General features: G+C 31.4%; 22 protein-coding genes and 1 pseudogene. 15 read left to right on the forward strand and 8 right to left on the reverse strand.

Annotation, left to right across the window (positions count from 1 at the left end; translation table 11 throughout):
* Positions 1-2 precede the first annotated feature (2 nt).
* Complete coding sequence (locus Q4Q35_RS10345) at positions 3-629, forward strand: IMPACT family protein (RefSeq protein WP_303277896.1); 627 nt, start codon at positions 3-5, stop codon at positions 627-629.
* A 194-nt stretch (positions 630-823) separates the two neighbouring features.
* Here the strand turns inward: Q4Q35_RS10345 and Q4Q35_RS10350 are convergent, their stop codons facing one another.
* Entirely contained in the window at positions 824-1,222 is a 399-nt protein-coding gene (locus Q4Q35_RS10350) for an acyl-CoA thioesterase (protein WP_303277897.1), read from the reverse strand.
* A 188-nt stretch (positions 1,223-1,410) separates the two neighbouring features.
* On the opposite strand from Q4Q35_RS10350, the gene dnaA reads away from it, so the two are divergent.
* From dnaA to Q4Q35_RS10365, 3 genes are read left to right on the forward strand one after another with little or no spacing between them, the layout of a single operon-like run.
* Entirely contained in the window at positions 1,411-2,838 is a 1,428-nt protein-coding gene (dnaA, locus tag Q4Q35_RS10355; RefSeq protein WP_303277898.1) for a chromosomal replication initiator protein DnaA, read from the forward strand.
* A gap of 12 nt (positions 2,839-2,850) precedes the next feature.
* Positions 2,851-3,303 (forward strand): low molecular weight protein-tyrosine-phosphatase, encoded by a 453-nt coding sequence (locus Q4Q35_RS10360; RefSeq protein ID WP_303277899.1) that lies wholly within the window; start codon positions 2,851-2,853, stop codon positions 3,301-3,303.
* A gap of 13 nt (positions 3,304-3,316) precedes the next feature.
* Positions 3,317-4,030 carry an SAM-dependent methyltransferase gene (locus Q4Q35_RS10365; RefSeq protein ID WP_303277900.1) on the forward strand — a complete coding sequence of 238 codons (714 nt, stop codon included), beginning with the start codon at positions 3,317-3,319 and terminating at the stop codon, positions 4,028-4,030.
* 19 nt (positions 4,031-4,049) lie between these two features.
* Here Q4Q35_RS10365 and Q4Q35_RS10370 read toward each other — a convergent pair whose 3' ends face one another.
* The 5 genes from Q4Q35_RS10370 to dapF all read right to left on the reverse strand — a co-directional run bounded on the left by Q4Q35_RS10370 (position 4,050) and on the right by dapF (position 8,075).
* Entirely contained in the window at positions 4,050-4,700 is a 651-nt protein-coding gene (locus tag Q4Q35_RS10370; protein WP_303277901.1) for a peptidoglycan-binding protein LysM, read from the reverse strand.
* A 110-nt stretch (positions 4,701-4,810) separates the two neighbouring features.
* Positions 4,811-5,722, reverse strand: a complete 912-nt coding sequence (locus tag Q4Q35_RS10375) for a DUF2279 domain-containing protein (RefSeq protein ID WP_303277902.1) — start codon at positions 5,720-5,722, stop codon at positions 4,811-4,813.
* Positions 5,722-6,780, reverse strand: coding sequence for an endolytic transglycosylase MltG (mltG, locus tag Q4Q35_RS10380; protein WP_303277903.1), 1,059 nt, complete (start codon positions 6,778-6,780; stop codon positions 5,722-5,724). The genes Q4Q35_RS10375 and mltG overlap by 1 nt, the downstream gene beginning before the upstream one ends.
* Positions 6,781-7,305 (reverse strand): GNAT family N-acetyltransferase, encoded by a 525-nt coding sequence (locus Q4Q35_RS10385; protein WP_303277904.1) that lies wholly within the window; start codon positions 7,303-7,305, stop codon positions 6,781-6,783. It lies immediately after the preceding gene.
* Positions 7,302-8,075, reverse strand: a complete 774-nt coding sequence (dapF, locus tag Q4Q35_RS10390; protein WP_303277905.1) for a diaminopimelate epimerase — start codon at positions 8,073-8,075, stop codon at positions 7,302-7,304. Before dapF ends, Q4Q35_RS10385 begins: the two co-directional genes overlap by 4 nt.
* 188 nt (positions 8,076-8,263) lie before the next feature.
* On the opposite strand from dapF, the gene Q4Q35_RS10395 reads away from it, so the two are divergent.
* The 5 genes from Q4Q35_RS10395 to trmD all read left to right on the forward strand — a co-directional run bounded on the left by Q4Q35_RS10395 (position 8,264) and on the right by trmD (position 13,588).
* Positions 8,264-9,658, forward strand: coding sequence for a trypsin-like peptidase domain-containing protein (locus Q4Q35_RS10395; RefSeq protein ID WP_303277906.1), 1,395 nt, complete (start codon positions 8,264-8,266; stop codon positions 9,656-9,658).
* A gap of 133 nt (positions 9,659-9,791) precedes the next feature.
* Positions 9,792-11,240: a glyceraldehyde-3-phosphate dehydrogenase gene (locus Q4Q35_RS10400; RefSeq protein ID WP_303277907.1), complete on the forward strand. Its 1,449-nt coding sequence runs from the start codon at positions 9,792-9,794 to the stop codon at positions 11,238-11,240.
* A 130-nt stretch (positions 11,241-11,370) separates the two neighbouring features.
* Positions 11,371-11,991, forward strand: a complete 621-nt coding sequence (locus Q4Q35_RS10405; protein ID WP_303277908.1) for a tRNA (guanine-N1)-methyltransferase — start codon at positions 11,371-11,373, stop codon at positions 11,989-11,991.
* A gap of 73 nt (positions 11,992-12,064) precedes the next feature.
* The gene (locus tag Q4Q35_RS10410) at positions 12,065-12,739 is read left to right on the forward strand and encodes a class I SAM-dependent methyltransferase (RefSeq protein WP_303277909.1); all 675 of its coding nucleotides are present in this window, start codon (positions 12,065-12,067) and stop codon (positions 12,737-12,739) included.
* 171 nt (positions 12,740-12,910) lie between these two features.
* Positions 12,911-13,588: a tRNA (guanosine(37)-N1)-methyltransferase TrmD gene (trmD, locus tag Q4Q35_RS10415; RefSeq protein WP_303277910.1), complete on the forward strand. Its 678-nt coding sequence runs from the start codon at positions 12,911-12,913 to the stop codon at positions 13,586-13,588.
* 64 nt (positions 13,589-13,652) lie between these two features.
* On the opposite strand, the gene Q4Q35_RS10420 is transcribed toward trmD, so the two are convergent.
* Positions 13,653-13,838, reverse strand: a complete 186-nt coding sequence (locus Q4Q35_RS10420) for a hypothetical protein (RefSeq protein ID WP_303277911.1) — start codon at positions 13,836-13,838, stop codon at positions 13,653-13,655.
* Between the two features lie 630 nt (positions 13,839-14,468).
* Between Q4Q35_RS10420 and Q4Q35_RS10425 the strand changes: the two genes are divergently transcribed.
* From Q4Q35_RS10425 to Q4Q35_RS10450, 6 genes are all read left to right on the forward strand, one after another.
* The gene (locus tag Q4Q35_RS10425; RefSeq protein ID WP_303277912.1) at positions 14,469-14,672 is read left to right on the forward strand and encodes a helix-turn-helix domain-containing protein; all 204 of its coding nucleotides are present in this window, start codon (positions 14,469-14,471) and stop codon (positions 14,670-14,672) included.
* The gene (locus tag Q4Q35_RS10430; protein ID WP_303277913.1) at positions 14,669-18,475 is read left to right on the forward strand and encodes a restriction endonuclease subunit S; all 3,807 of its coding nucleotides are present in this window, start codon (positions 14,669-14,671) and stop codon (positions 18,473-18,475) included. The genes Q4Q35_RS10425 and Q4Q35_RS10430 overlap by 4 nt, the downstream gene beginning before the upstream one ends.
* Before the next feature lie 127 nt (positions 18,476-18,602).
* A complete protein-coding gene (locus Q4Q35_RS10435) occupies positions 18,603-19,301 on the forward strand; it encodes a DUF1963 domain-containing protein (RefSeq protein ID WP_303277914.1) in 699 nt (232 codons plus the stop codon).
* A 218-nt stretch (positions 19,302-19,519) separates the two neighbouring features.
* Entirely contained in the window at positions 19,520-20,017 is a 498-nt protein-coding gene (locus tag Q4Q35_RS10440) for a hypothetical protein (protein ID WP_303277915.1), read from the forward strand.
* A gap of 268 nt (positions 20,018-20,285) precedes the next feature.
* A complete protein-coding gene (locus Q4Q35_RS10445) occupies positions 20,286-20,816 on the forward strand; it encodes a hypothetical protein (protein ID WP_303277916.1) in 531 nt (176 codons plus the stop codon).
* 186 nt (positions 20,817-21,002) lie between these two features.
* Entirely contained in the window at positions 21,003-21,683 is a 681-nt protein-coding gene (locus Q4Q35_RS10450; RefSeq protein WP_303277917.1) for a 2'-5' RNA ligase family protein, read from the forward strand.
* Between the two features lie 92 nt (positions 21,684-21,775).
* On the opposite strand, the pseudogene Q4Q35_RS22505 reads toward Q4Q35_RS10450, so the two are convergent.
* A pseudogene (locus Q4Q35_RS22505) lies at positions 21,776-22,138 on the reverse strand (transposase); the annotation flags it as partial.

Here is a 22,138-nt window from a genome sequence, read left to right on the forward strand (position 1 = left end):
TTTTGACTGAGAAAGACACATACAAAACCATCGATATTGCTTCTAAAGAAGTACTATTTAAAGATAAAAACAGCAAATTCTTTGGGTATGCATTTCCTGTATTAAATGAAAACGACGTAAAACTTTATTTAGAAAAATTAAAAAAAGAACATCATAGCGCAAGACATTGGTGTTACGCTTACCAATTAGGAACAGAAACAATATCTTATCGTGCCAATGATGACGGAGAGCCAAGTAATTCTGCCGGCATGCCTATTTATGGGCAAATACAATCTTTTGATGTTACTAATATTTTAATTGTTGTGGTTCGATACTTTGGTGGTATTAAATTAGGTGTCAGTGGCCTAATTAACGCCTATAAATCGACAGCTCAATTAGCATTAGAACACTCTAATATTAAAGAAAAGACCATAAACATAGATTACCTTATCTCGTTTGATTACAAAAACATGAATAAAGTAATGCGCATCATTAAAGAGAAAAACTTAAAAATTACCAATCAGGTATTAGAAATGGATTGCAACATTACTATTTCTGTGAGAAAAAAAGATGCATCATCTGTTTTTGAAAAATTCAATCATCTTTTCGAAGTTCATATTAAAAAAATAATTGAAAAGATTCCTTCATAATTAACCATCGTTTAGTAAGTTTTCTCTTAAAATTATAAGATCTGCTATCATAAAACATCAAATAATGCCAATTAAATTTCAATTTGACTGGTATAATAGCTAGTTAAATACTCAGTCCCATCAGGTTTTTAAAAGCCAACAGACCTTATTAGCATCAATCATTTCGAAATTTACCTGATATGAAACAAAATTAGCTATTCATCTAAAAGATCTAAAAGATATTTAGGTGCTTTAGTTGGCCTGTTAGTTTTCATGTCAATAAACACTAAAGTTGTCTCGGCTGTTGTCAAAATCTCTCCTTTTAAGTCAGTTATTTCGTACTCAAATTCTATCCTTGCTGTTGGCCTTCTTTTTAGTTGAGTTTTTACATTAATTACATCATCATAACCTGCTGATTTTTTATAGTTTATGTTTAAAGAAATTACCGGTAACATGATACCATTTTCTTCCATAATTTTATAAGAAATTCCTAATTTCCGCAACCATTCTATTCTCCCCATTTCAAGGTATAATGCATAGTTGCCATGATAGACCACACCCATTTGGTCTGTTTCGCCATATCTCACTCTTATTTGTATTTTGTCGATTTTCATAGGGATAATTAAATATTTTTTCGTAGTTTCGGCATGAGCTTAAACATGGGGAAAAAATTCTGTAAATTCAATAGTAAATCATTTTTTTTTTAAGAATTTTGTTCACATATTTGCGCAAGTAAATTGTGAATAAGGGGATTTCACTTCTCTTATTATTAAAACTAACCATTAAAACTAAAAAAAACTAAATGAGTGTAACTGCGCAATCGGTATGGGATAATTGTCTTGAATTTATAAAAGATAACATTCAACCGCAAGCATATAAAACTTGGTTCGAACCTATTATAGCAGTTAAACTTACTGATAATGCATTAAGTGTTCAAGTTCCCAGTAAATTCTTTTACGAATGGCTTGAAGAGCATTATGTAAAAATCTTAAAAGTCTCTCTAACAAAAGAATTGGGCGAAACTGCTAAACTTGTTTACATTATAAAAATGGAAAACACGTATGGCAATAAACAACCTTTTACCGAAAAAATTCCAAGTTCGAATAGGAGTTCTGTAAAATCTCAAGATGTCGATATTCCTTTAAATAATAAAAGTCCAGAATTAAGAAACCCTTTTGTTATTCCAGGTATTAGAAATGTTAAGATTGAATCTCAACTAAACCCGAATTACAGTTTTGAAAACTTTTTGGAAGGTGATTCCAACCGTTTAGCACGTAGTGCCGGATTAGCAGTTTCTGCTAAACCAGGAGGCACATCTTTTAATCCGCTTTTAATTTTTGGAGGTGTTGGTCTTGGTAAAACACATTTAGCACATGCTATTGGTGTTGATATAAAAGATAAGTATCCAGAAAAAACCGTGTTATATATATCTGCAGAAAAATTTACACAACAATATATAGACGCAGTTAAGAAAAATAACAGGAATGATTTTATTCATTTTTATCAAATCATTGATGTATTAATTATTGACGATGTTCAGTTCTTTTCAGGAAAAACTGGAACTCAGGATGTTTTCTTCCATATTTTCAACCATTTACATCAAAATGGCAAGCAGGTTATTTTAACTAGTGACAAAGCTCCGGTTGATATGCAAGATATTGAGCAACGCTTACTATCACGTTTTAAGTGGGGTCTTTCTGCCGAATTACAAACACCAGATTTTGAAACTAGAGTTTCTATACTTAAGAATAAATTATATCGTGATGGTGTTGAAATGCCAGAGGATATTGTTGAATATGTAGCTAAAAACATTAAAACTAATGTTAGAGAATTAGAAGGTGCTATTATTTCATTAATAGCGCAATCTTCATTCAACAAAAAAGAAATTACTATTGACCTGGCTAGAGTCATCGTTGAAAAATTTGTTAAAAATACGAAGCGCGAAGTTTCAATAGATTACATACAAAAAATAGTGTCAGACTATTTCCAAATGGATATTGATACGTTACAATCTAAAACAAGAAAGCGCCATATTGTGCAAGCACGCCAATTAGCCATGTTTTTTGCAAAAAAATTCACTAAAGCATCATTAGCGAGTATTGGTTCACAAATAGGAAAACGCGATCATGCTACTGTTTTACATGCTTGTAAAACGGTTGATAATTTATCTTCAACAGATAAACAGTTTAGAAAATATGTTGAAGATATCACCAAAAAGCTTTCTGTTTAAAATTCACATAAAATGACTAAAATTCTGATGGTATGTTTGGGAAACATTTGTCGTTCCCCTCTTGCCGAAGGTATTTTGAAATCTAAACTTTCCAGCGATTTATTCAAAGTAGATTCTGCAGGTACTGCCAGTTATCATATAGGTAGTTCTCCCGATAAACGTTCTATAGAAGTGGCCAGAAAATATGGATTAGATATTTCTAATTTAAAAGGGAGGCAATTTAAAACGTCTGATTTTGATGCCTTCGATTTAATTTATGTGATGGACGAATCTAACTATAGAAATGTTATTTCGTTAGCGAGAAATGATGAAGACAACGCAAAAGTAAAATTCATTTTAAACGAAATTTATCCAAATCAAAATTACGATGTTCCAGACCCCTATTATGGTGGAGATGAAGGTTTTGAAAACATTTATAAAATGTTGGATGAAGCTTGCGATATGATTGCTAAAACGCTGACTTAAACGAAAAAGCTTTATGAATACAGTTGGTAAGTTATATTTAATCCCTACAACTTTAGGCGAAAATGACCCGCTGGAAGTCTTACCAATAACTGTTAAACAAATAATTGAACAAACATATACTTATATAGTAGAAAACGAAAAAACTGCTAGGCGTTTTATAAAAAGAATCACTCCAAACAAATCGCAACCGTCTTTAAACATGTTTCATTTAAACAAATTTACTGAAGCGAGCGAATTACCAAATTTTTTAGTTCCTTGTCTAAAAGGAACCAATATAGGCCTTTTATCTGAAGCCGGATGCCCCGGTATTGCAGACCCTGGAGCTGATATTGTGAAATTAGCACATCAAAAAAACATTAAAGTGGTGCCTTTAGTAGGGCCTTCATCTATTTTAATGGCAATGATGAGTTCTGGTATGAACGGACAAAGTTTTGCTTTTAATGGTTATTTACCCATAGATAAAGGAGAGCGGAAAAAAGAGATCAAACGGTTAGAACGCCTATCTTTTGAACACAATCAGTCTCAATTATTTATTGAAACACCGTATAGAAATAATAAAATGTTGGAAGATTTATGCCATACTCTTGATAAAAACACTGAGGTATCTGTGGCATGTGACATTACACTAAACTCAGAATTTATAAAAACACAAACCGCAGGTGCATGGAAAAAAAATATTGTAGATCTTCACAAAAGACCTACAATATTTATTATACACAAAACCTAAGCTACCTGTGAGCCTTTCGCTAAATAGCTTTGGCTGCTTTATTTGGTTTAACGAAAGATGTATCATATCCAGAAAAACGCTTCATATAATGATATACGGTAGTACCATATCCATCTGCGAAATTATCTAAACCGTAACTTCTTAAATATTTTTTCACGTTACCGGGACCTGCTAAATGTGCTGAAGCTAGAATACCAGATTCTGTTACTATGACACCATTGATTCGTTTTCCAACAAAATTCTTGATCTCACGTCTTAAAATCCATTTATTACGTTCGGCATTTGCAATAAAAGCACGCTCTTGAAGTTTTGGATTCTTTAAAAATTTAGCAGAATTCTTAATTCCGATCATTCTTAAAGTTTCCTTTCCGAATTGATACTTTCCTAAATAACCAAATGTGTTTACAGAAAAGTAGTCACCACCGGACTCTTTAAAAGCCAATGCTTCTTTAAATCCAACAAACGACTTTCCTAAATAAGGAGTAAATGGTTCATTAGACGCTAACAAATCAAACTCTTCATCTGCATTATCACGCACTGTATAATTTAAGTCTAGCCCTTTTGTAGAGTACTTACTTAAATCAACCGTCTCATTAGATGAAAACGAGATACTTAATATAAAACATATTGTAAGCGTGAGGGTCATAATACTTGCAATATTCTTTACCATAATTTTAAATTTTTTCAGCGTATTTTAATGTAAAATACCCCTTCAAATTTCAGCGTGCAAAATTAGGCTTTTTTTGAATATTCTCAAAATTTATCGATTATGTGCATTTTTTAGTTGTAGAATAGATGAAATACACACTTATTTTTATTGATTTCTAATGTAGGGAATGGTATTTTTACCATATTAAAAACGTCTAAAACTGATCTCAAAAACTTTGAATTCGTCCTAATCGCATTCAAATTTACATCAAAACTCAAATAGTATTGACGTATTCTAGAATTAGTTGTTAACACCTGATTGTCAACAACTTTAGAACCAGAAAGCATACCATCTGCACCATAACCTACAGCTATATTTAACCATTTTGGAATATTACTTTCTTTAAAAAAGGAATGTAGGTTAGCACTTAACCAGTAAGTTTGTCCATTATAATCTTTCAATATTTGCTCTAAAAAGGTTTCTCCCAACTTATCTGGGCTTATATTGGCATACTTAGTTTGATGAAAAGAGTACTTTAAGGCAATTCTCTGTTCTTTCCATAACAATTCTTGCCCTATATATAAACCTGTACCAGCTGCATTGGCCGCAATATCTCCCCATGAAAAACCCCATTCTTTTGAGTAACCATCTAATACTTCTACAGCCGTTAAAAATCCAAAACCTAAAGTTGCTCCATATATTAATTGATCTTCTTTTCTTACCCCACTCCAATTTAAGAGTTGCGCCCCATGTTTTCCTATTTGATACGATGTGAATACATGCCCCATTTTATCCATTTGAAGCCATTCATTATTATCATTAACTGTATGAAACTTTGACCGATCGAAGTCTGCATACCAAAGCTGATTTAATCCTATTAAAGTGAGACCTGCTAACGAGGCTTCCGAAATAATAACTGCATTTCGTCTTGCTTTATTAAGTGTGTCACTAGGTGTTAAAAAGTCATTTAGCCTAGACTGTGAATAAGAAAGAGATGTTAATAGCGTAAATAAAAGAATATATTTTATTTCAGAGCGCCTCACTATTTATAAATACCTTGAGATGATAAATAACGACGATAAGCTCTGGCATTTACATTATGCTGTGTTAAAGTTTTAGCAAATTTATGGTAACCAAACCGTTTAGCATCGGCAGCAAAATATAAATATTTATGCTTTTCATAATTTAAAACAGCTTCAATAGCCGAAATATCAGGCATAGCAATTAAACCAGGTGGTAATCCTGCATTTATATATGTACTATATCTACTATAAGGAGATGATTCAACTTCTTTTTTATGAATATCCAAAACACGTTTAATAATAGTGTTTTTATATTTAGGTAATTTATAAGCTGCAAATTTAACCGTTGGATCTGCCTGTAATAACATTCCTATTTTTAATCTATTTATATAAACACCAGCTATTCTAGGTTGTTCTGTTGCTTGCTTAGATTCTTCATATACTATAGAAGCTAATGTTATGACTTCATCTTGAGATAAATTAATAGCTTTGGCTTTGTTTTTTCGGGCATCTGTCCAAAAACGATTATACTCTTTAAGCATGCGACTTCTAAACATTTCTGCAGAGGTATTCCAGAAAAACTCATAACTATTAGGTAAATACATCCCTAATGCGGTGGCCTCATTAAAATTATTCTCTGTTAAAAAAGAAGTATCTTTCATAGCCTTTAGCAAAGACACACTATCTGCTTCAATTTGTGTTGCTATACGCCCAGCCAATTTTTCTAGAGTTTCTTGATTATTAAAAGAGACTTTAACCGGTATATTCTTGCTACGAATAGAATTAATAATATCATTATTACTCATGTCCTTTTTAATAGCATACTTCCCAGCTTTAATATAAGTCGTATATTTCTTTTGTTCGGCTAAATCATCAAAAGAATCAATGTCATCTAACAACGGGGTTAATTGATTTCTAACATCTTCATAAGTTGATTCAGATGAGATAAAAACATAAGCTGTATCATTGTTAAATGCCGTATTTGGTTTTAGCATAGCTTTATATACAAAATTTGCAAAAAACGCAGCAACCACTAATCCTATGACAACTATAGCAAGAAGTATCTTTTTTATATACATTTAATTATTTATAAGCTGAAATAAATATTCATTTTTGTAGGAACCACTACTGTGAATCCAATCTTTTTTAAGTCCAATTTTTTTAAACCCTTGGTTTGTAAAAAGCTTGATACTAGCTTCGTTTCCTTCAGCAATATTACAATACAACTGATGCAAGCCCAAATGTGTAAAACTATAATCGGTTAATAGTTTAAGAGCTTCGTAGCCATACCCTTTCCCCCTATCATTTGTTTCTTTAACTAAAATACCAACACCAGCTCTTCCATTTTTAAAATCGAAATCGAATAAATCGATCATGCCCAAAGGCTCGTCTTTATAACTCGAAATGACAAGTCGTAATTGCTTAACTTCAAAAATATCTTTATGTGCTTGTTCTAAATACCGCTTTATTAAATATTTCGAATATGGCGTTATAGTATTACTAATTTCCCATATAGCTTCGTCATTTTCAATAGCATGAATAAACTCTAAATCTTCTGGTTCTAAAGCTCGTAAATATATATTTTCTCCTTTTAAAGTAATCATATAGAGCCTTTAAAAACAAGTTTAGCAGCTCCTATAAGCCATACGTTTTTGTATATTCCGTTTTCAACTTCAAAAGACACTTGTAATTCGCCACCCTGTACCTGAAGCGTTATAAGATGCTCTGCTGTTTCATGAATAGCATGCATGGCTAAGGCAACAGCAGTAACTCCGGTTCCACAAGATAAGGTTTCGTCTTCTACACCACGCTCGTAAGTTCTAACTGCAAAAATTTGATCGCTTATTTTTTTAACAAAATTCACATTACTTCCAGCTTCATTATATGGTGAACCATATCGTATTTTAGCGCCTTCGGTTTTTATATCAAATGTCTCTATATTAGCTTCAAATTGTACATGGTGAGGCGATCCTGTATCTAAAAAAACATGATTGTTATATTTTTCAATAGTATCTACATCCAGCATTTGAAGTTTTACAATATCACCATCAATGGTAGCATGGTGCAACCCATCAATAGCTTCAAAAACAGCCTTATTTTGTATAACACCTAATTGTTTAGCAAATGCGACTAAACAACGCCCTCCATTACCGCACATAGAACTTTCGTTTCCATCAGCATTGTAATAAACCATTTTAAAATCTAAAGCGTCATGATTTTCCAATAGAATAAGTCCGTCAGCACCTATGCCAAAACGTCTGTCACATAAGTCAGCTACAAGTTTGGTATTATTTTTGTCGAAAGTTTGTTGACGATTATCAATCATCACAAAATCATTTCCTGTACCTTGATATTTATAAAAAGTCTGTTGCATAATAATGCACAAAGATATAAATAAAGAATTTCTTAAAAAGAGTAAATTAAACTGGATTTTTGATTGTTAAATGGTCGTTAAAATAGGCGTTAAAAATCGTTAAAAAAATATGAGACATTCAATAAATATTTAATTTTAATCGTTAATAATTTGAATTTAAACAAATAAAGAATTTAAACAGAAAATTTATGAAGAAGATTTTGTCACTCGTACTGGTTTCGGCATTAGGTGGTGTTTTAACTCTTGGTGCTTATAAACTATTTTTAGAAAAAGAAAACAAGGTTGTCGTAACAGAAGCTACTCCAGCTTTTTTACCTACTAATAATGTAGGTAATTTATATGGCACAAATGAAACGCCAAATTTTACTGTGGCAGCCGAAAATACTGTTAATGCAGTGGTTCATGTAAAAAATGTATCTCTTAGTTCTGGTCAAATGACTTTTGAGGATTTATTTTTTGGTAGACGTTCCCAACGTCCACAACTAGGAACAGGTTCTGGTGTTATAATTAATGCAAATGGTTATATTATTACCAATAATCATGTTATTGATAATTCACACGAATTATCTGTTACACTAAACAATAATAAAACTTATGAAGCCAAGTTAATTGGTACCGATCCAAATACAGATATAGCCCTTTTAAAAATTGATGCAGATGAAGAACTACCTTATGTTACTTTTGGTGATTCTGATAACGCTAAAATTGGGGAATGGGTTCTTGCTGTTGGTAACCCATTTAATTTAACCTCGACAGTTACTGCTGGAATTATTAGTGCTAAGGCCAGAGATTTATCCGGTCGTAGTTCTCAATCATTTATTCAAACCGACGCAGCTGTAAACCCAGGTAATTCAGGTGGTGCTCTTGTAAACACCAATGGAGAACTTATAGGTATTAATACCGCTATATCGTCTCAAACCGGTTCTTATATAGGTTACTCCTTTGCAGTACCAAGTAATATTGCACGTAGAGTTATTGAAGACATTATGGAGTACGGAAATGTGCAAAATGGTATTCTAGGTATAAACGGTCGCACTTTAAATAGTGCATTTGCAGAAAAATTGGGTATTGACGATACACAAGGTGTTTATGTTGAAAGCACCATTGAAGACTCTGGAGCAGAAAAATCAGGAATTAAAAAAGACGACATTATAAAAGAAATTGATAATGTTAAAGTCTCTAAATTTGAAGATTTATCTGGTCATATCAGATCAAAACGAGTTAATGATGTCGTAGCCTTAACAGTTTCCAGAAATGGTGAATTAAAAACTGTTAATGTTACTTTAAGTAAGAATGAAACGTTTAACATGCCTTTGGTAGGACGTTTAAAAAATGCTTCTAAAGAAGATTTAAGAAAATTTAAAGCGTCTCATGGCGTAAAAATAATTGAGCTTGGTGAAGATTATGCAGATTATTGGAAAAATAATGGCGTTGAAGAAGGTTCCATAATTACGTCTATTAATGATGTAAAAGTAAGCTCTGTTGATGATGTACAGAATGCATTACAGGATAAATCTTCGAGATCGTTAAGAATAGAACTAATAAATTCTAATGGTGAGAAAGAACGTTATAACTTTAGGTAAATAAAATATTACTTTTAAGTATAAACCCATCAAAAAATATTTTTTGATGGGTTTTATTTTTTTATCAAAATACGCTACGAAAACGTTTGAAATATGATATTTTTGCCAAAAACTAATAATAAACTACTTAAACATGTCTTTTAACAAAACTTATGAAAATGAGTTAGCCTTTCAAGCAGATCGTCGAAGAGCTACCGTTGAATTTATTAAAATTATAAGTGACCTTTGGTACGACAAATCTATCGAACTAGTCATTTTTAGAAATCAACTTATCGATAGAAATGTGAGTCAAATTTTAAATCTTCATGAGTATGCAGGTAAATTTGTGCAGAAACCTATTTCTATTTTTGATTCTGTAGAAATTGCTCAAGCCATTAAAACTCTAGACATCCCTCCTGCTAAATTGGATATTGGAAAACTTACTTATGAGTTTCATTTAGAAGATAACAAACATAATAACCCTACTGCTTTTGTTGCCAGAAAACTAAAAGATGCCAGTAAAAATGGAGATATTCTACCTAAGGATGTTGTTTTGTATGGTTTTGGTAGAATTGGGCGCTTGGTAGCTCGTGAACTTATGACACGGACAGGTAAAGGAAGCCAATTGCGTTTAAGAGCTATAGTAACACGAGGTGCTATAGATGAAAAAACACTTGAAAAACGTGCTTCCTTATTGCGTAACGATTCGGTTCATGGTGACTTTTCCGGAACGGTTTCTACAGATGTAAAAAACAGTGCCTTAATTATAAACGGAACGACTGTAAATGTTATCTCTGCGAATACACCGGAAGATATTGATTATACAAAATACAAAATACAAAATGCTTTAGTAATTGATAACACCGGGGCCTTTAGAGATAAAAAAGCGTTAAGTAAACATTTAATATCTAAAGGTATTGATAAGGTATTATTAACAGCTCCCGGAAAAGAAGTCCCTAATATTGTTTATGGTGTAAACCATACAGAAAACGATCCTGATAAAGTAGATATTTTTTCGGCTGCATCTTGTACCACTAACGCCATCACACCTGTACTAAAAGCTATTGAAGATTCCTTTGGTGTTAAATCCGGGCATTTAGAAACCATTCATGCATATACAAACGATCAGAATTTAGTAGATAATTTCCATAGCAAATACCGTCGTGGTCGTGCCGCAGGTTTAAATATGGTTATTACAGAAACCGGAGCCGGTAGTGCTGTTGCCAAAGCACTACCAAGTTTAAAAGAAAAACTTACCTCTAGTGCCATTCGAGTTCCTGTTCCCAATGGTTCTTTGGCAATTCTAAATTTAGAATTAAAAACTAAAACATCTTTAAACAGTGTAAATACTATTTTAAAAAAATATGCCTTAGAAGGTGATTTAGTCGAACAAATTAAATTTGAACTAAGCGATGAATTAGTATCTAGCGATATAGTAGGAAGTTCCGCTCCTTCTATTTATGATAGTAAAGCGACTATAGTACGTAAAGATGGTAAAAATATTGTTTTATACATTTGGTACGATAATGAGTATGGCTATAGCCATCAAGTAATAAGATTGGCAAAATATATAGCAAAAGTAAGACGATATACCTATTATTAATGGTTTTAAACATCTAAATTAAAATTTCAATCGTATATAAAAAAGCCTCACTTTATGAGGCTTTTCACTTATTTCTAATCGTATATAAACAATATTTTATAACTTCGCAAAACCATTAAACAAATCGTAAATGAATTCCATTAAGCAAACCTCCCTCTTAATTTTACTTTTTTTATGCGCATTATCTAGTTTTTCTCAAACTAAAACAGCAAAAGACAAACTCTCTCTAAACAGTGGTACTATAGACAATCAATTTGAATTCGTAATTCAAAAATCGTACACCTATAAAGGGAATGGTAAAGTTTACAAAAATGTAGAATACCATTGGCTAACACAATTAAAAGCGCATACTCTCGATTCCTTAAAAGCAGTACACAAAGACCTTACTGACACCCAATTAGTTGTTAAAAAACAAGATAAGGAAATTTCAGATTTAAAATTAAATCTTAATAAAACACAAGGCGATTTAGATAAAACCAATACAGAAAAAAATAATATGGCGCTGTTTGGTATGCAAATGAGCAAAACAGGTTACAATGCGCTTATGTGGGCCATTATTGCTGGTTTATTAGCTCTGCTTATTTTATTTATATATAAGTTTAAAAACAGCAATGCCGTAACCAAAGGTGCTAAACGTGCTCTTGCAGAAATTGAAGAAGAATTTGATGAACACCGAAAAATAGCCTTAGAGCGCGAACAAAAGGTAAGACGTCAACTGCAAGACGAAATAAACAAACAAAAAGGGGCTTAAATAACTCCCACATATAAATTTATAAATCTGTAATGTGACATTACAGATTTTTTTTTCAACAATAAGTAACAGAATGGCAGAAAAATTTAATGAAGACAATAAACTTACTCCAAAAGAACTCGCAAAACACCTCAGACAGCCAGAAGGAGAAATAGGAAAAGAAGTAGGGCTACAAATGAATAAGGGCAACAAGCATATTTGCTTAAATTCATATAAAGTACTCAATCCTAAAAACAAAGATTACATTCTGGAAATTGGTATGGGCAATGGTTTTTTTGTTAAAGATTTATTGAAAATGGCAGACAATTTAAACTATTCTGGCATTGACTTCTCTCATATAATGATTAATGAAGCAACTATAAAAAATAAAGAATTCATTACATCTGGAAAAGTAAGTTTTAAACAGGCTTCTATTGAAAAGTTGCCTTTTAATGATGGTGCTTTTGATTGTATTACAACCACCAATACACTTTATTTTTGGCCACAACCACAAGACAACGCTAAAGAACTTCTAAGAGTTTTAAAACCAGGAGGAAAATTATTAATAGCTTATCGTACCAAAGATTTCATGGAACAACTGGAACTTACAAAGTACGGATTTACAAAGTACAACGTAACAGACGTTGAAAATTTACTGAACCTATCTGGTTTTAAACAAATAACTTCTCAAATGATTAAAGAGCCCGAATTAGATTTTGATGGCAAAGTATTCGAAATGGAAGGTATGTACACAACTGGCATTAAGTAATGTAACCACATGCTTTTTCAATCTGAAAAAAGAATAAAAAACGTAACAAAGAACAGATCAAACAATTAAAAAATCCATTATATGGTTTAAACAAATTCTTAAACCACCTTCCAAAATACGGTTCAAAATAAAGAACAATTAAGTTATCTTTGCAGTGCTTAAAACAACACAATGCGTATAGATATCATCACTGTTTTACCTGAATTACTTAAAAGTCCTTTTGAGGCCTCTATTTTAAAACGCGCTATTGAAGCTGGTTTGGTAGAAATTCACTTTCATAATTTACGCGACTATACAACCGATAATTATAAATCTATTGACGATACCCAATTTGGTGGTGGTGCTGGTATGGTTATGATGGTAGAGCCTATAGATAAATGCATTTCGGCTTTAAAAGAAGCAAGAGATTACGATGAAATTATTTATATGACACCCGACGGCGAAACCTTAAAACAAGGCATTGCTAACCAACTATCTTTAAAAAAGAATATTATTATTTTATGCGGACATTATAAAGGTGTAGACCAACGTGTACGAGATCATATTATAACCCGTGAAATTTCTATTGGTGATTACGTATTATCTGGAGGTGAATTAGGAGCCGCAGTACTATGCGACGCAGTTATACGATTAATTCCCGGGGTTTTAGGTAACGAAACCTCTGCCTTAACCGATTCGTTCCAGGATAATTTATTGGCACCACCTATTTATACCAAACCTCGTGATTATAAAGGTTGGAAAGTTCCTGAACTGTTATTTGGAGGAAACTTCCCCAAGATTGAAAAATGGCGTGAAGAACAAGCTTATAAACGTACTAAAGAACGACGACCGGATTTGTTGGATGATTAACCGAACGGAACGTCATAGCGAGAAGTTTTTACGAAGAGGCAATCTGTTAATGCTTAATTATTAATCAAATATCGTCATCATAATCATGATAATCGTCATCAAACTCACCTGTCATACCATAATTACTTCCTCCCCCGTATTTAGTGAATTTTGTAACTAAAAATGCGACTAGAAAAATAACAAATACACCGCCAATGAGAACCAACCATTCATCAAGCGTTGGCTCATATAAAAGAAATTTAGATATCATAGCATATGTTTTGTATAAATATAGTAAACATTATGTTGAGAGTATAAACTTATAACAAGACTATAATCCTTCTCTTACAATTACAATGGTTTTTAAGTTTTTTAGTTGATAACTTGAAACGTGATGTCATGCAGAAATCACAAAGTATATTCACTATAGCTACACCTTATTGAATCTGAAAAATAAAATATCTAATTAAAAAACGTTTGAAAATAATTTGTTTTATGTAAGAAAAACCACTTATATTTACGAGATAACAATGATGAAAAACTTACTATATCCCGATTTATTTACACTCATGTAACACAAAAAGACTTAGTAAACATAAAAAGTCCTTTAGACCATGCTATCAACCAATTAAAAAAAACCCAAAAAGAGGAACAAAAATTCCTATTATCCCGAAATAATTAATGAATAATGAGTACTTTTATTCCACATATAAGGAGTTGTACACAAGCTCTGAAAAGCCAACCGTACAGTCAAGCACATTTTATTTTTTCGTGCCTCAAAAATAAAAAGAGCTTGCCTTTCCCCTACACTGATTAATATTGAATGATAATTTTTATACTCATTTAGTGAGTATCTGAAAAATCTTGGTTACATTAGTTGACTGAATTAAAAAAATTCAAAATGAACCGAATAAAAAGGGTTTTAGAACAGAAAGGAATAAAACAAATCTGGTTAGCTGAAAAATTGGGAAAGAGTTACAATATGGTTCACTCATACGCTCAAAATAAAAGACAACCAAGTTTAGAAGACTTATACAAAATAGCGGAAATCTTGAATGTAGAAGTCAAAGAATTATTAATTGAAAGGACTGACTTAAATAAATGATAACAACAAAGAATTTAAAAGAAGTTTTAGAAAACCTTGGTTTTTCATCTAAAGGAGATTTATTCACTAAAAAATTTGAATCCTTTGATTGTTTACTTAAAGTTGATTTTAAGAAAAAAGCTATTTCCTATCCTGAAAACAAAGGATTTAAAATAAACGATAAAACAACTTGTAATTTTTCTTCAAAAGAAAATTTTGTAGTACTCGAATGCGTAAACAGACTACTTGAACAAGGCTACAACCCAGCACATTTGGAATTAGAACCTAAATGGAAAGTTGGACACGGAGCAAGTGGTGGAAAAGCAGATATTTTAGTAAAAGATAACAAAGGAAAATCTTTACTGATAATTGAATGTAAAAATGCAGGAACTGAATTTACAAAACACTGGAACGAAACATTAGAAAACGGAAGTCAATTATTTGGATATGCACAACAAGAAAGAGATGCTTCTTTTCTTTGTCTTTACGCGTCTGATTTAGTTGATGGAAAAGTACAGCCAAATTATCGATTAATTACACTTCAAGACAACGAACAATATTTAGAAGACAACCCAAAACTAGAAAGTTTTAAAGATGCTAAAGTTCGAGAAGACTTACATAAAGTTTGGAAAAATACATATCAAAAAGATTATACGACAAAAGGACTTTTTGAAAAAGATATCCAAGCCTATAATATTGGAAAGAAAAAATATACAATTGACGACTTAAGTTTAATCGATAGCACAACAAAACAAAGTAAACATCACACTTTTGCAACAATTTTAAGAAAGTACAATGTTTCTGGTCGAGAAAATGCTTTCGATAAATTAGTTAATCTGTTTTTATGTAAAATTGTTGATGAAAAAAACAATCCAAACGACTTGCAATTTTACTGGAAAGGAATTGCATACGATACACCTTTTGAACTTCAAGACCGTTTACAAAAATTGTATCAAACTGGAATGAATATCTTCCTTAAAGAAGATGTTACCTATATAGACAATCAACAAATAGACAAAGCATTTTGGGCATTTAAAAATGACCCAGATGCTACACGAGAAACAATTAAAAGCTATTTCAGACAATTAAAATTCTTTACCAATAACGACTTCGCATTTATTGACGTTCACAATGAACGATTGTTTTATGAAAATGCAGAAGTTTTAATTGATATTGTACGTCTTTTTCAAGACACGAAAATTACAAGTTCTTCTAAAAATCAATTTTTGGGAGATATGTTTGAAAACTTTTTGGATGGTGGTGTAAAACAATCCGAAGGACAGTTTTTTACGCCAATGCCAATAACAAGATTTATTATTCAATCACTTCCTTTAGAGCAAATAATAAATGAAAGTCAACAAATACCTAAAGCAATTGACTATGCTTGTGGTTCAGGGCATTTTTTAAATGAGTTGGCTTCACAAATGAGACCTTTTATTGAAGAGAACAAAGAGGTTAGTTTAGAAGAATATCACAAAGCAATTCACGGGATAGAAAAAGAATATCGATTATCTAAAGTTGCCAAAGTTTCTGCTTTTATGTATGGTCAGGATAATATTGATATTACTTATGCAGATGCTTTAGCAAAATTAGACAAGTTTAAAGCCAACGACTATAAAATATTAGTAGCAAATCCACCTTATAGCGTAAAAGGTTTTCTTGGTACTATAGACCAAGAAAGTAAAAAAAATTATGCGCTTTTAGATACACTTTCGAGCAAACAAATTCCAACAAATAATTCAATAGAATGCTTTTTTATTGAAAGAGCAAAACAAATGTTAGGCCCTAATGGTGTTGGTGCAATCATTGTTCCATCTTCAATTTTATCGAACACAGATAGCACGTATGTAGAAACACGTGGAATACTTTTAAAATATTTTGATGTCATTGCAATAGCCGAATTTGGAGCGGGTACTTTTGGGAAAACTGGAACTAATACAGTTACTTTATTTTTAAGAAGAAAAGGAAATGAACCTGAACAAGCTATTCATTATCAAAACAGAGTAAATGCTTGGTTTGGGGACGATTCAAAAAAACAAAAAGTTTTTGATGACCAACATTTCATAGAAAACTATTGCGGACATATTGATATCGATTTTGAAGACTACAAAACTTTACTTCAAGGAAAGCCAAATAAGAATCTACTTAGTGTAGATATGTTTGTTGAATACAAAGATGATTTCAACAAATTAACATCGACCAAAAACAAAAAGAAACAAGCAAGTTTTAAAAAATTGTCTAAAGAGGATAGACAAAAGGAACTAGATGAAATGTTCCTAAAATATCTAACAAAAATTGAAAAAGAAAAGCTATACTATTTTGTACTTGCAAGTCAAAATGCAACAGAGGTAGTGATTATAAAAGCACCAAGTGACAGCAAAGCAAACAAAATCTTTTTAGGTTATGAATGGAGTGGCAGAAAAGGAGATGAGGGAATTAAATTATATTTAGATACTGATGGCACTCACTTAACACCATTATATGATGAAAAATCAAGAAATAATAAATCTAAAATTAATAACTTAATCCAACAGTCATTTAATAATGAACCTTTAGTTATTGATGATAATTTAAAAGACTTTATAAACTTAAGTTCATTAACAAACATATTAGATTTTAAAAGGGTTGATTTTTCTCGGCAGTTTTCACTTACACCAAAAAAAATAATTCAAGATTATAAAACAAAGTTCCCATTAGTAAAAATTGGAAGTGTTTATAAAACATCATCAGGTGGTACGCCACTATCATCAAAGAAAGAATATTATGATAACGGTACCATTCCTTGGATTAATAGTGGTGAAGTCAAAGTTGGCCCAATAAATAGCACAAGTAATTTTATTACCAAAAAAGGGTTAGATAATTCGTCAGCTAAATTATTTCCAAAAAACACAGTACTAATCGCAATGTATGGCGCTACAGCTGGACAAGTCGGTTATTTAACTTTTGAAGCTTCTACTAACCAAGCTATTTGTGCACTTTTACCTAACAATACTATTAATCATATTTATACTTATGAATTTCTGAATACCCAAATAGAAATGTTTTTAGGAATGCGAACTGGTGTTGCTAGAGCTAATCTATCACAAGAAAAAATTAAAAACATAAAAATACCTCTACCACCAAAAGACATTCAACAAAAAATAGTTAATGAAACCCAAGCAATAGACAAGGAAAAAGAAAAGGCAGTAAAACAAATTGAAAAAGCAAATGAATCAATTGAAGGTATTATAGAAAAAAGCCCAAAAGATAACCTAAAAAAGATAAGCGAAATAGCAAAAGTCAATCCATCCAAAACCGAAATAAAAACCATAAATGATGACACAATTGTATCATTTGTTGAAATGGCATCAGTTAGTGATGAAGGATTTATATCCAATAAAGTTGATAAAAAGTTAGGAGAATTAAGAAAAGGCAGTTACAAATATTTCAAAGAAAATGATATCATTATTGCGAAAATCACGCCTTGTATGGAAAATGGAAAATGCGCTATTACTACAGGTTTAACAAATGATTTAGGTATGGGAAGCTCTGAATTTCACGTTTTTAGATTTGATGAAAGTAAAATATTAAAAGAATATGCTTTTGCGTTTTTAAATCGAGAAACTATGAGGAAAGAAGCAGAACAAAATATGACTGGATCAAGCGGTCACAGAAGAGTTCCAAGTTCGTTTTATGAAAGTTATAAAATTCCAGTTCTACCAATTTCAGATCAAAAAGCAATAATAAAGAAATTAGAACAGCAAGAAAAAATAATAGAGAAAGCGAAAAAAGTTATTTCAACTATAGCAGAAAGGAAACAGGCGATTTTAAATAAATATTTATAAAAGCCAACGCTTAATCGAAAGAAAATGAATAAATTAAAGGTCAGTTATAATCCGAAAAATTAGTGCGTAAAATCCGCTACTTTTCATATACAAGACCGTTACCTACCATTAGAAGAAACAGAATTCAATGAATGAAATACAGGAAATCAAAAAAGAAATTGTTAAACGAGGAATTGAATTAAAAACAGGTGGATTTAGACCAACAAATTCAGAATCTGAAAGTTGGATTGGTAAAGTTTACTTATTTAAGGAGAATGAAGAAATACCTAAAGATAACAACGGAGAATTAATGATTCCGTTATTTCAACTTTGTTTTGAGAACTTGCCTTTTATTCCAGAGATTTTTTCTAACACAAAAGCATTAACTGTTTTTATTTCAAGTGAATTACCTGTTGACTTAACTGAAAACGGGGAAAATTGGATGATTAGGGAATATAAAAAAGACGACAAATTAGTATTAAAAGAATTAACTAATACTGAATCTTTTTTAAAGGCTTTTCCATTAAAACCAGAAATTATTGAGGAAGATTATCCTGTTTGGGATGGTGGTGGATTATCTAGTGAGCAAGAAGATAAAATATTGGATTTAGAAAACTCAGGAGTCATTGAAGACTATTATGATATCACAGAAAATCAATATGGACACAAAATTGGAGGATATCCGAGTTTTTGCCAACCTGGAATTTACTTTGGAGAAGATTTTGAATTTGCTATCCAAATAGCCTCTGATGAAAAAGCTAATTTAAATATAGTTGATAGTGGAACCATATTTTTAGCGAAAAATAGAAAAACTGAAGAATGGAAATACTATTATGATTTTTACTAAAAAAACGGTAGGTAACACGGTGTATAAAACATAGCTAATAAATGCTAAACCGAAAGGTTTGTGTATATTTATAAAGTTCGCCAAATTTTTAATTTGGCTTTTAAATAGAGAAAAATTAAAAACAAAATATAAAAATTCGGCTCTGTGTTAATCCGAAAATGTAGTGTCTTTTTGTACGCTACGTTCCATACACAAGTCCGTTAGCACCAATTTGAAAAATGAACATCGTAAAGCATTTAATATTCGGATTTTTAATAATGTTCTTTTCTTGTTCTGAACATTGTGTGGCTAAATACGAAATTGTTGACAAAAATCACGAAATCGGATTTTATAAATGGCAGAATAAAGCCGAAATCGAAACTGGAAAATTTGAAACGGAACGATACGTGAGAATTGACCTTGACCAAAGCGACGTTCAGATTGCGGACAAAGCTCTTTTAAAACACAAAGAATCTAAACCGAATCCAAAAAGTAGAATACTTAAAGAACTATGTGAATATAATATGCAACTTGGTGGAATTTTTGACAAAAAAACAGACACAAAACTGATTTACATAAATTTCTTTTGCGGAGAGGATAACTTCTTTAATGAAAAAGACGATAGAGAATCTAATAGATTTTATGATGTTCGAGATGGTGGAGATTGTTATTTTCAAGGAGTTATAAATTCAAAAACATTGGAATTTAAAATAATAATGATAAACGGAGAAGCATAAAAACTGGTGCTAACAAAGATGTATAACCGCAATTACGGCGGATTCGACTACGTCCGAATCCACTCGGAATTGCAAACGTCAGTGCCAAACCGAAAAATAACGCATATTAACCCGTAACTGACGGTTATACGAGACCGTCAGACTGTCTCAAAACCTCTTATTTTGGTTTTGGTATTCGGATAGGTATCTTTGAAAAATCTCAAATATGAGATTCTCAGAGAAGTAAAATTAGTTTTGAGACAGACTGCCGTTACCACACATTTGAGGAATGACGAAAAAACAACGAAAAATATTCTATCCGACCATTTTCTTTCTTGGAGCGATTTTAATGGTTTGGCAAATAAAAATCTATAGGAATACTATTATTGATTTAGTAATTCCAATCGGAATTATATTGATTATCGCCATTATTGCATTTATTATCGACTTTAAAAATTACAAAGCAACCTATAATTATAGTGGATTCGGACTTTTCCTCTATTCTATTATGCATTACATAATCGGTTTTGGATTTATTTTTTGCTCAGTTTTTATGCTTACTAACTACTATTTAGCTGACAAAACTGTAAAAACGGAATCTTTTAAAATTATTGACCGAACTTGGATTCAAGGTGGTGGAACAAAATACCATTATGGAGAAAAATTACCTGTATTTACTATAAACTATAAGGGAAAAGAAAAAGAGTTGGTCTTCTTTGCACAAGATTTTGATAAAATGAATTTCTATAATACTGTCGACTTTGAGACTAGAAAAGGCTTTTTTGGATTTGATATATTGGAAAATAAAAAACTTAATTAAAAAACGTGTGGTAACAAAGTGCTAAAAAAAATACTATTTTTATTTCTTAATCGAAAGGTCTGTACTTATTTGCTTGCTTCTGATTTTCCTTCGGAAAATCACAGCTTACAAACCCGTACTTTCCTTACACGAAACGTTAGGCTACATTAAAAAAAACATCCGTAATAATTTGAATTTTTTTGATTAATGAATCTGGAAAGTCACTATAAAAAACTTTATAATGAATCAATAAGTAAAATCTCTTCCGAAAATTACGAAATTGATAATTTAATAGATTCTAACAAAGACAATAGGTTGGGAATAACACTTTTAATAAGACCTCCAACTGAAATAAAGAATAGAATACAGAAGTTTATTAAAGATATTAAGGAAATTGAACCGAATCAATATTTTTATCCAAATTCTGATATCCATATTACTGTTATGTCAATCATTTCTTGTTATGAAGGATTTGATATAAGTACGATTGATTTAGAAAAATATATTGAATTGACCAAAAAGTGTCTTATTGAAAAGAAAGATTTAAATATATCTTTTAGAGGAATTACTGCCTCGACTTCTGGAATTATGATTCAGGGATTTATGGATAATAACGAACTAAATGAAATTAGAGACAGGTTAAGAAAAGAATTTAAAAACTCTAATTTAGAGCAAAGTTTAGACAAAAGGTATTCAATACAAACAGCTCACTCTACGATTGTGCGATTTAGAAAGGAATTAAGTCAAAAAAGGAAATTATTAGAATTTTTAGACGAAAATATTAATTACGAATTTGGAACTTTTAAAGTAAATGAATTTGAACTTGTTTATAACGATTGGTATCAAAGAAAAAAATACGTGAAAGAAATACATAAATTTGTTACATGAAATAACGTAGCCTAACAACGGTAACCGTTGCACAAGCCAATAAATTATAAAAAACAGACTTCTATAACTGCCTTTTAAGGCAGTTTCTTTTTTTAGATCGCTTTATAATTAGCTATTTTAAGGCTCCTTAAAAACAACTTTTCGAGCTTGTACACACTATTTTTTACTAAAAATAATAAAGCAAGCATCCCTGCTCCACTTTTCACCCTTTTTTGGGTGAATTTCAGGTACTTTTTCAGGTTATAAGCAATGGCGGATAGATGCATGACTTTGTTTGCCTGTTTTATTCCCAATGTATTTATTTTTCGAAGCCCAGAAACTGCGTAAGCGTTCCAAATACGGGTTCGACCGTACTTTGACGTTTGCCTTTCATATAGCTGCCTCTGGGGCTGTTCACTCGTGCATTATTACGTTCATACTCTTCTCTATAGAAAGTGACTGTAAATTTCTTCTCC

Source organism: Flavivirga aquimarina, assembly GCF_030540835.1.
GTDB classification, from domain to species: Bacteria; Bacteroidota; Bacteroidia; order Flavobacteriales; family Flavobacteriaceae; genus Flavivirga; species Flavivirga aquimarina.

Excerpts from the sequence above, each read along its gene's own strand:
- Q4Q35_RS10360 (WP_303277899.1), top strand. The coding sequence starts at position 2,851 with ATGACTAAAATTCTGATGGTATGTTTGGGAAACATTTGTCGTTCCCCT.
- Q4Q35_RS10440 (WP_303277915.1), top strand. The coding sequence starts at position 19,520 with ATGAACATCGTAAAGCATTTAATATTCGGATTTTTAATAATGTTCTTT.
- Q4Q35_RS10405 (WP_303277908.1), top strand. The coding sequence starts at position 11,371 with ATGAATTCCATTAAGCAAACCTCCCTCTTAATTTTACTTTTTTTATGC.
- dapF (WP_303277905.1), bottom strand. The coding sequence starts at position 8,075 with ATGCAACAGACTTTTTATAAATATCAAGGTACAGGAAATGATTTTGTG.
- Q4Q35_RS10420 (WP_303277911.1), bottom strand. The coding sequence starts at position 13,838 with ATGATATCTAAATTTCTTTTATATGAGCCAACGCTTGATGAATGGTTG.
- trmD (WP_303277910.1), top strand. The coding sequence starts at position 12,911 with ATGCGTATAGATATCATCACTGTTTTACCTGAATTACTTAAAAGTCCT.
- Q4Q35_RS10350 (WP_303277897.1), bottom strand. The coding sequence starts at position 1,222 with ATGAAAATCGACAAAATACAAATAAGAGTGAGATATGGCGAAACAGAC.
- Q4Q35_RS10425 (WP_303277912.1), top strand. The coding sequence starts at position 14,469 with ATGAACCGAATAAAAAGGGTTTTAGAACAGAAAGGAATAAAACAAATC.
- Q4Q35_RS10365 (WP_303277900.1), top strand. The coding sequence starts at position 3,317 with ATGAATACAGTTGGTAAGTTATATTTAATCCCTACAACTTTAGGCGAA.
- Q4Q35_RS10430 (WP_303277913.1), top strand. The coding sequence starts at position 14,669 with ATGATAACAACAAAGAATTTAAAAGAAGTTTTAGAAAACCTTGGTTTT.
- Q4Q35_RS10450 (WP_303277917.1), top strand. The coding sequence starts at position 21,003 with ATGAATCTGGAAAGTCACTATAAAAAACTTTATAATGAATCAATAAGT.
- Q4Q35_RS10435 (WP_303277914.1), top strand. The coding sequence starts at position 18,603 with ATGAATGAAATACAGGAAATCAAAAAAGAAATTGTTAAACGAGGAATT.
- Q4Q35_RS10385 (WP_303277904.1), bottom strand. The coding sequence starts at position 7,305 with ATGATTACTTTAAAAGGAGAAAATATATATTTACGAGCTTTAGAACCA.
- Q4Q35_RS10370 (WP_303277901.1), bottom strand. The coding sequence starts at position 4,700 with ATGGTAAAGAATATTGCAAGTATTATGACCCTCACGCTTACAATATGT.
- Q4Q35_RS10400 (WP_303277907.1), top strand. The coding sequence starts at position 9,792 with ATGTCTTTTAACAAAACTTATGAAAATGAGTTAGCCTTTCAAGCAGAT.
- Q4Q35_RS10410 (WP_303277909.1), top strand. The coding sequence starts at position 12,065 with ATGGCAGAAAAATTTAATGAAGACAATAAACTTACTCCAAAAGAACTC.
- Q4Q35_RS10445 (WP_303277916.1), top strand. The coding sequence starts at position 20,286 with ATGACGAAAAAACAACGAAAAATATTCTATCCGACCATTTTCTTTCTT.
- mltG (WP_303277903.1), bottom strand. The coding sequence starts at position 6,780 with ATGTATATAAAAAAGATACTTCTTGCTATAGTTGTCATAGGATTAGTG.
- Q4Q35_RS10395 (WP_303277906.1), top strand. The coding sequence starts at position 8,264 with ATGAAGAAGATTTTGTCACTCGTACTGGTTTCGGCATTAGGTGGTGTT.
- dnaA (WP_303277898.1), top strand. The coding sequence starts at position 1,411 with ATGAGTGTAACTGCGCAATCGGTATGGGATAATTGTCTTGAATTTATA.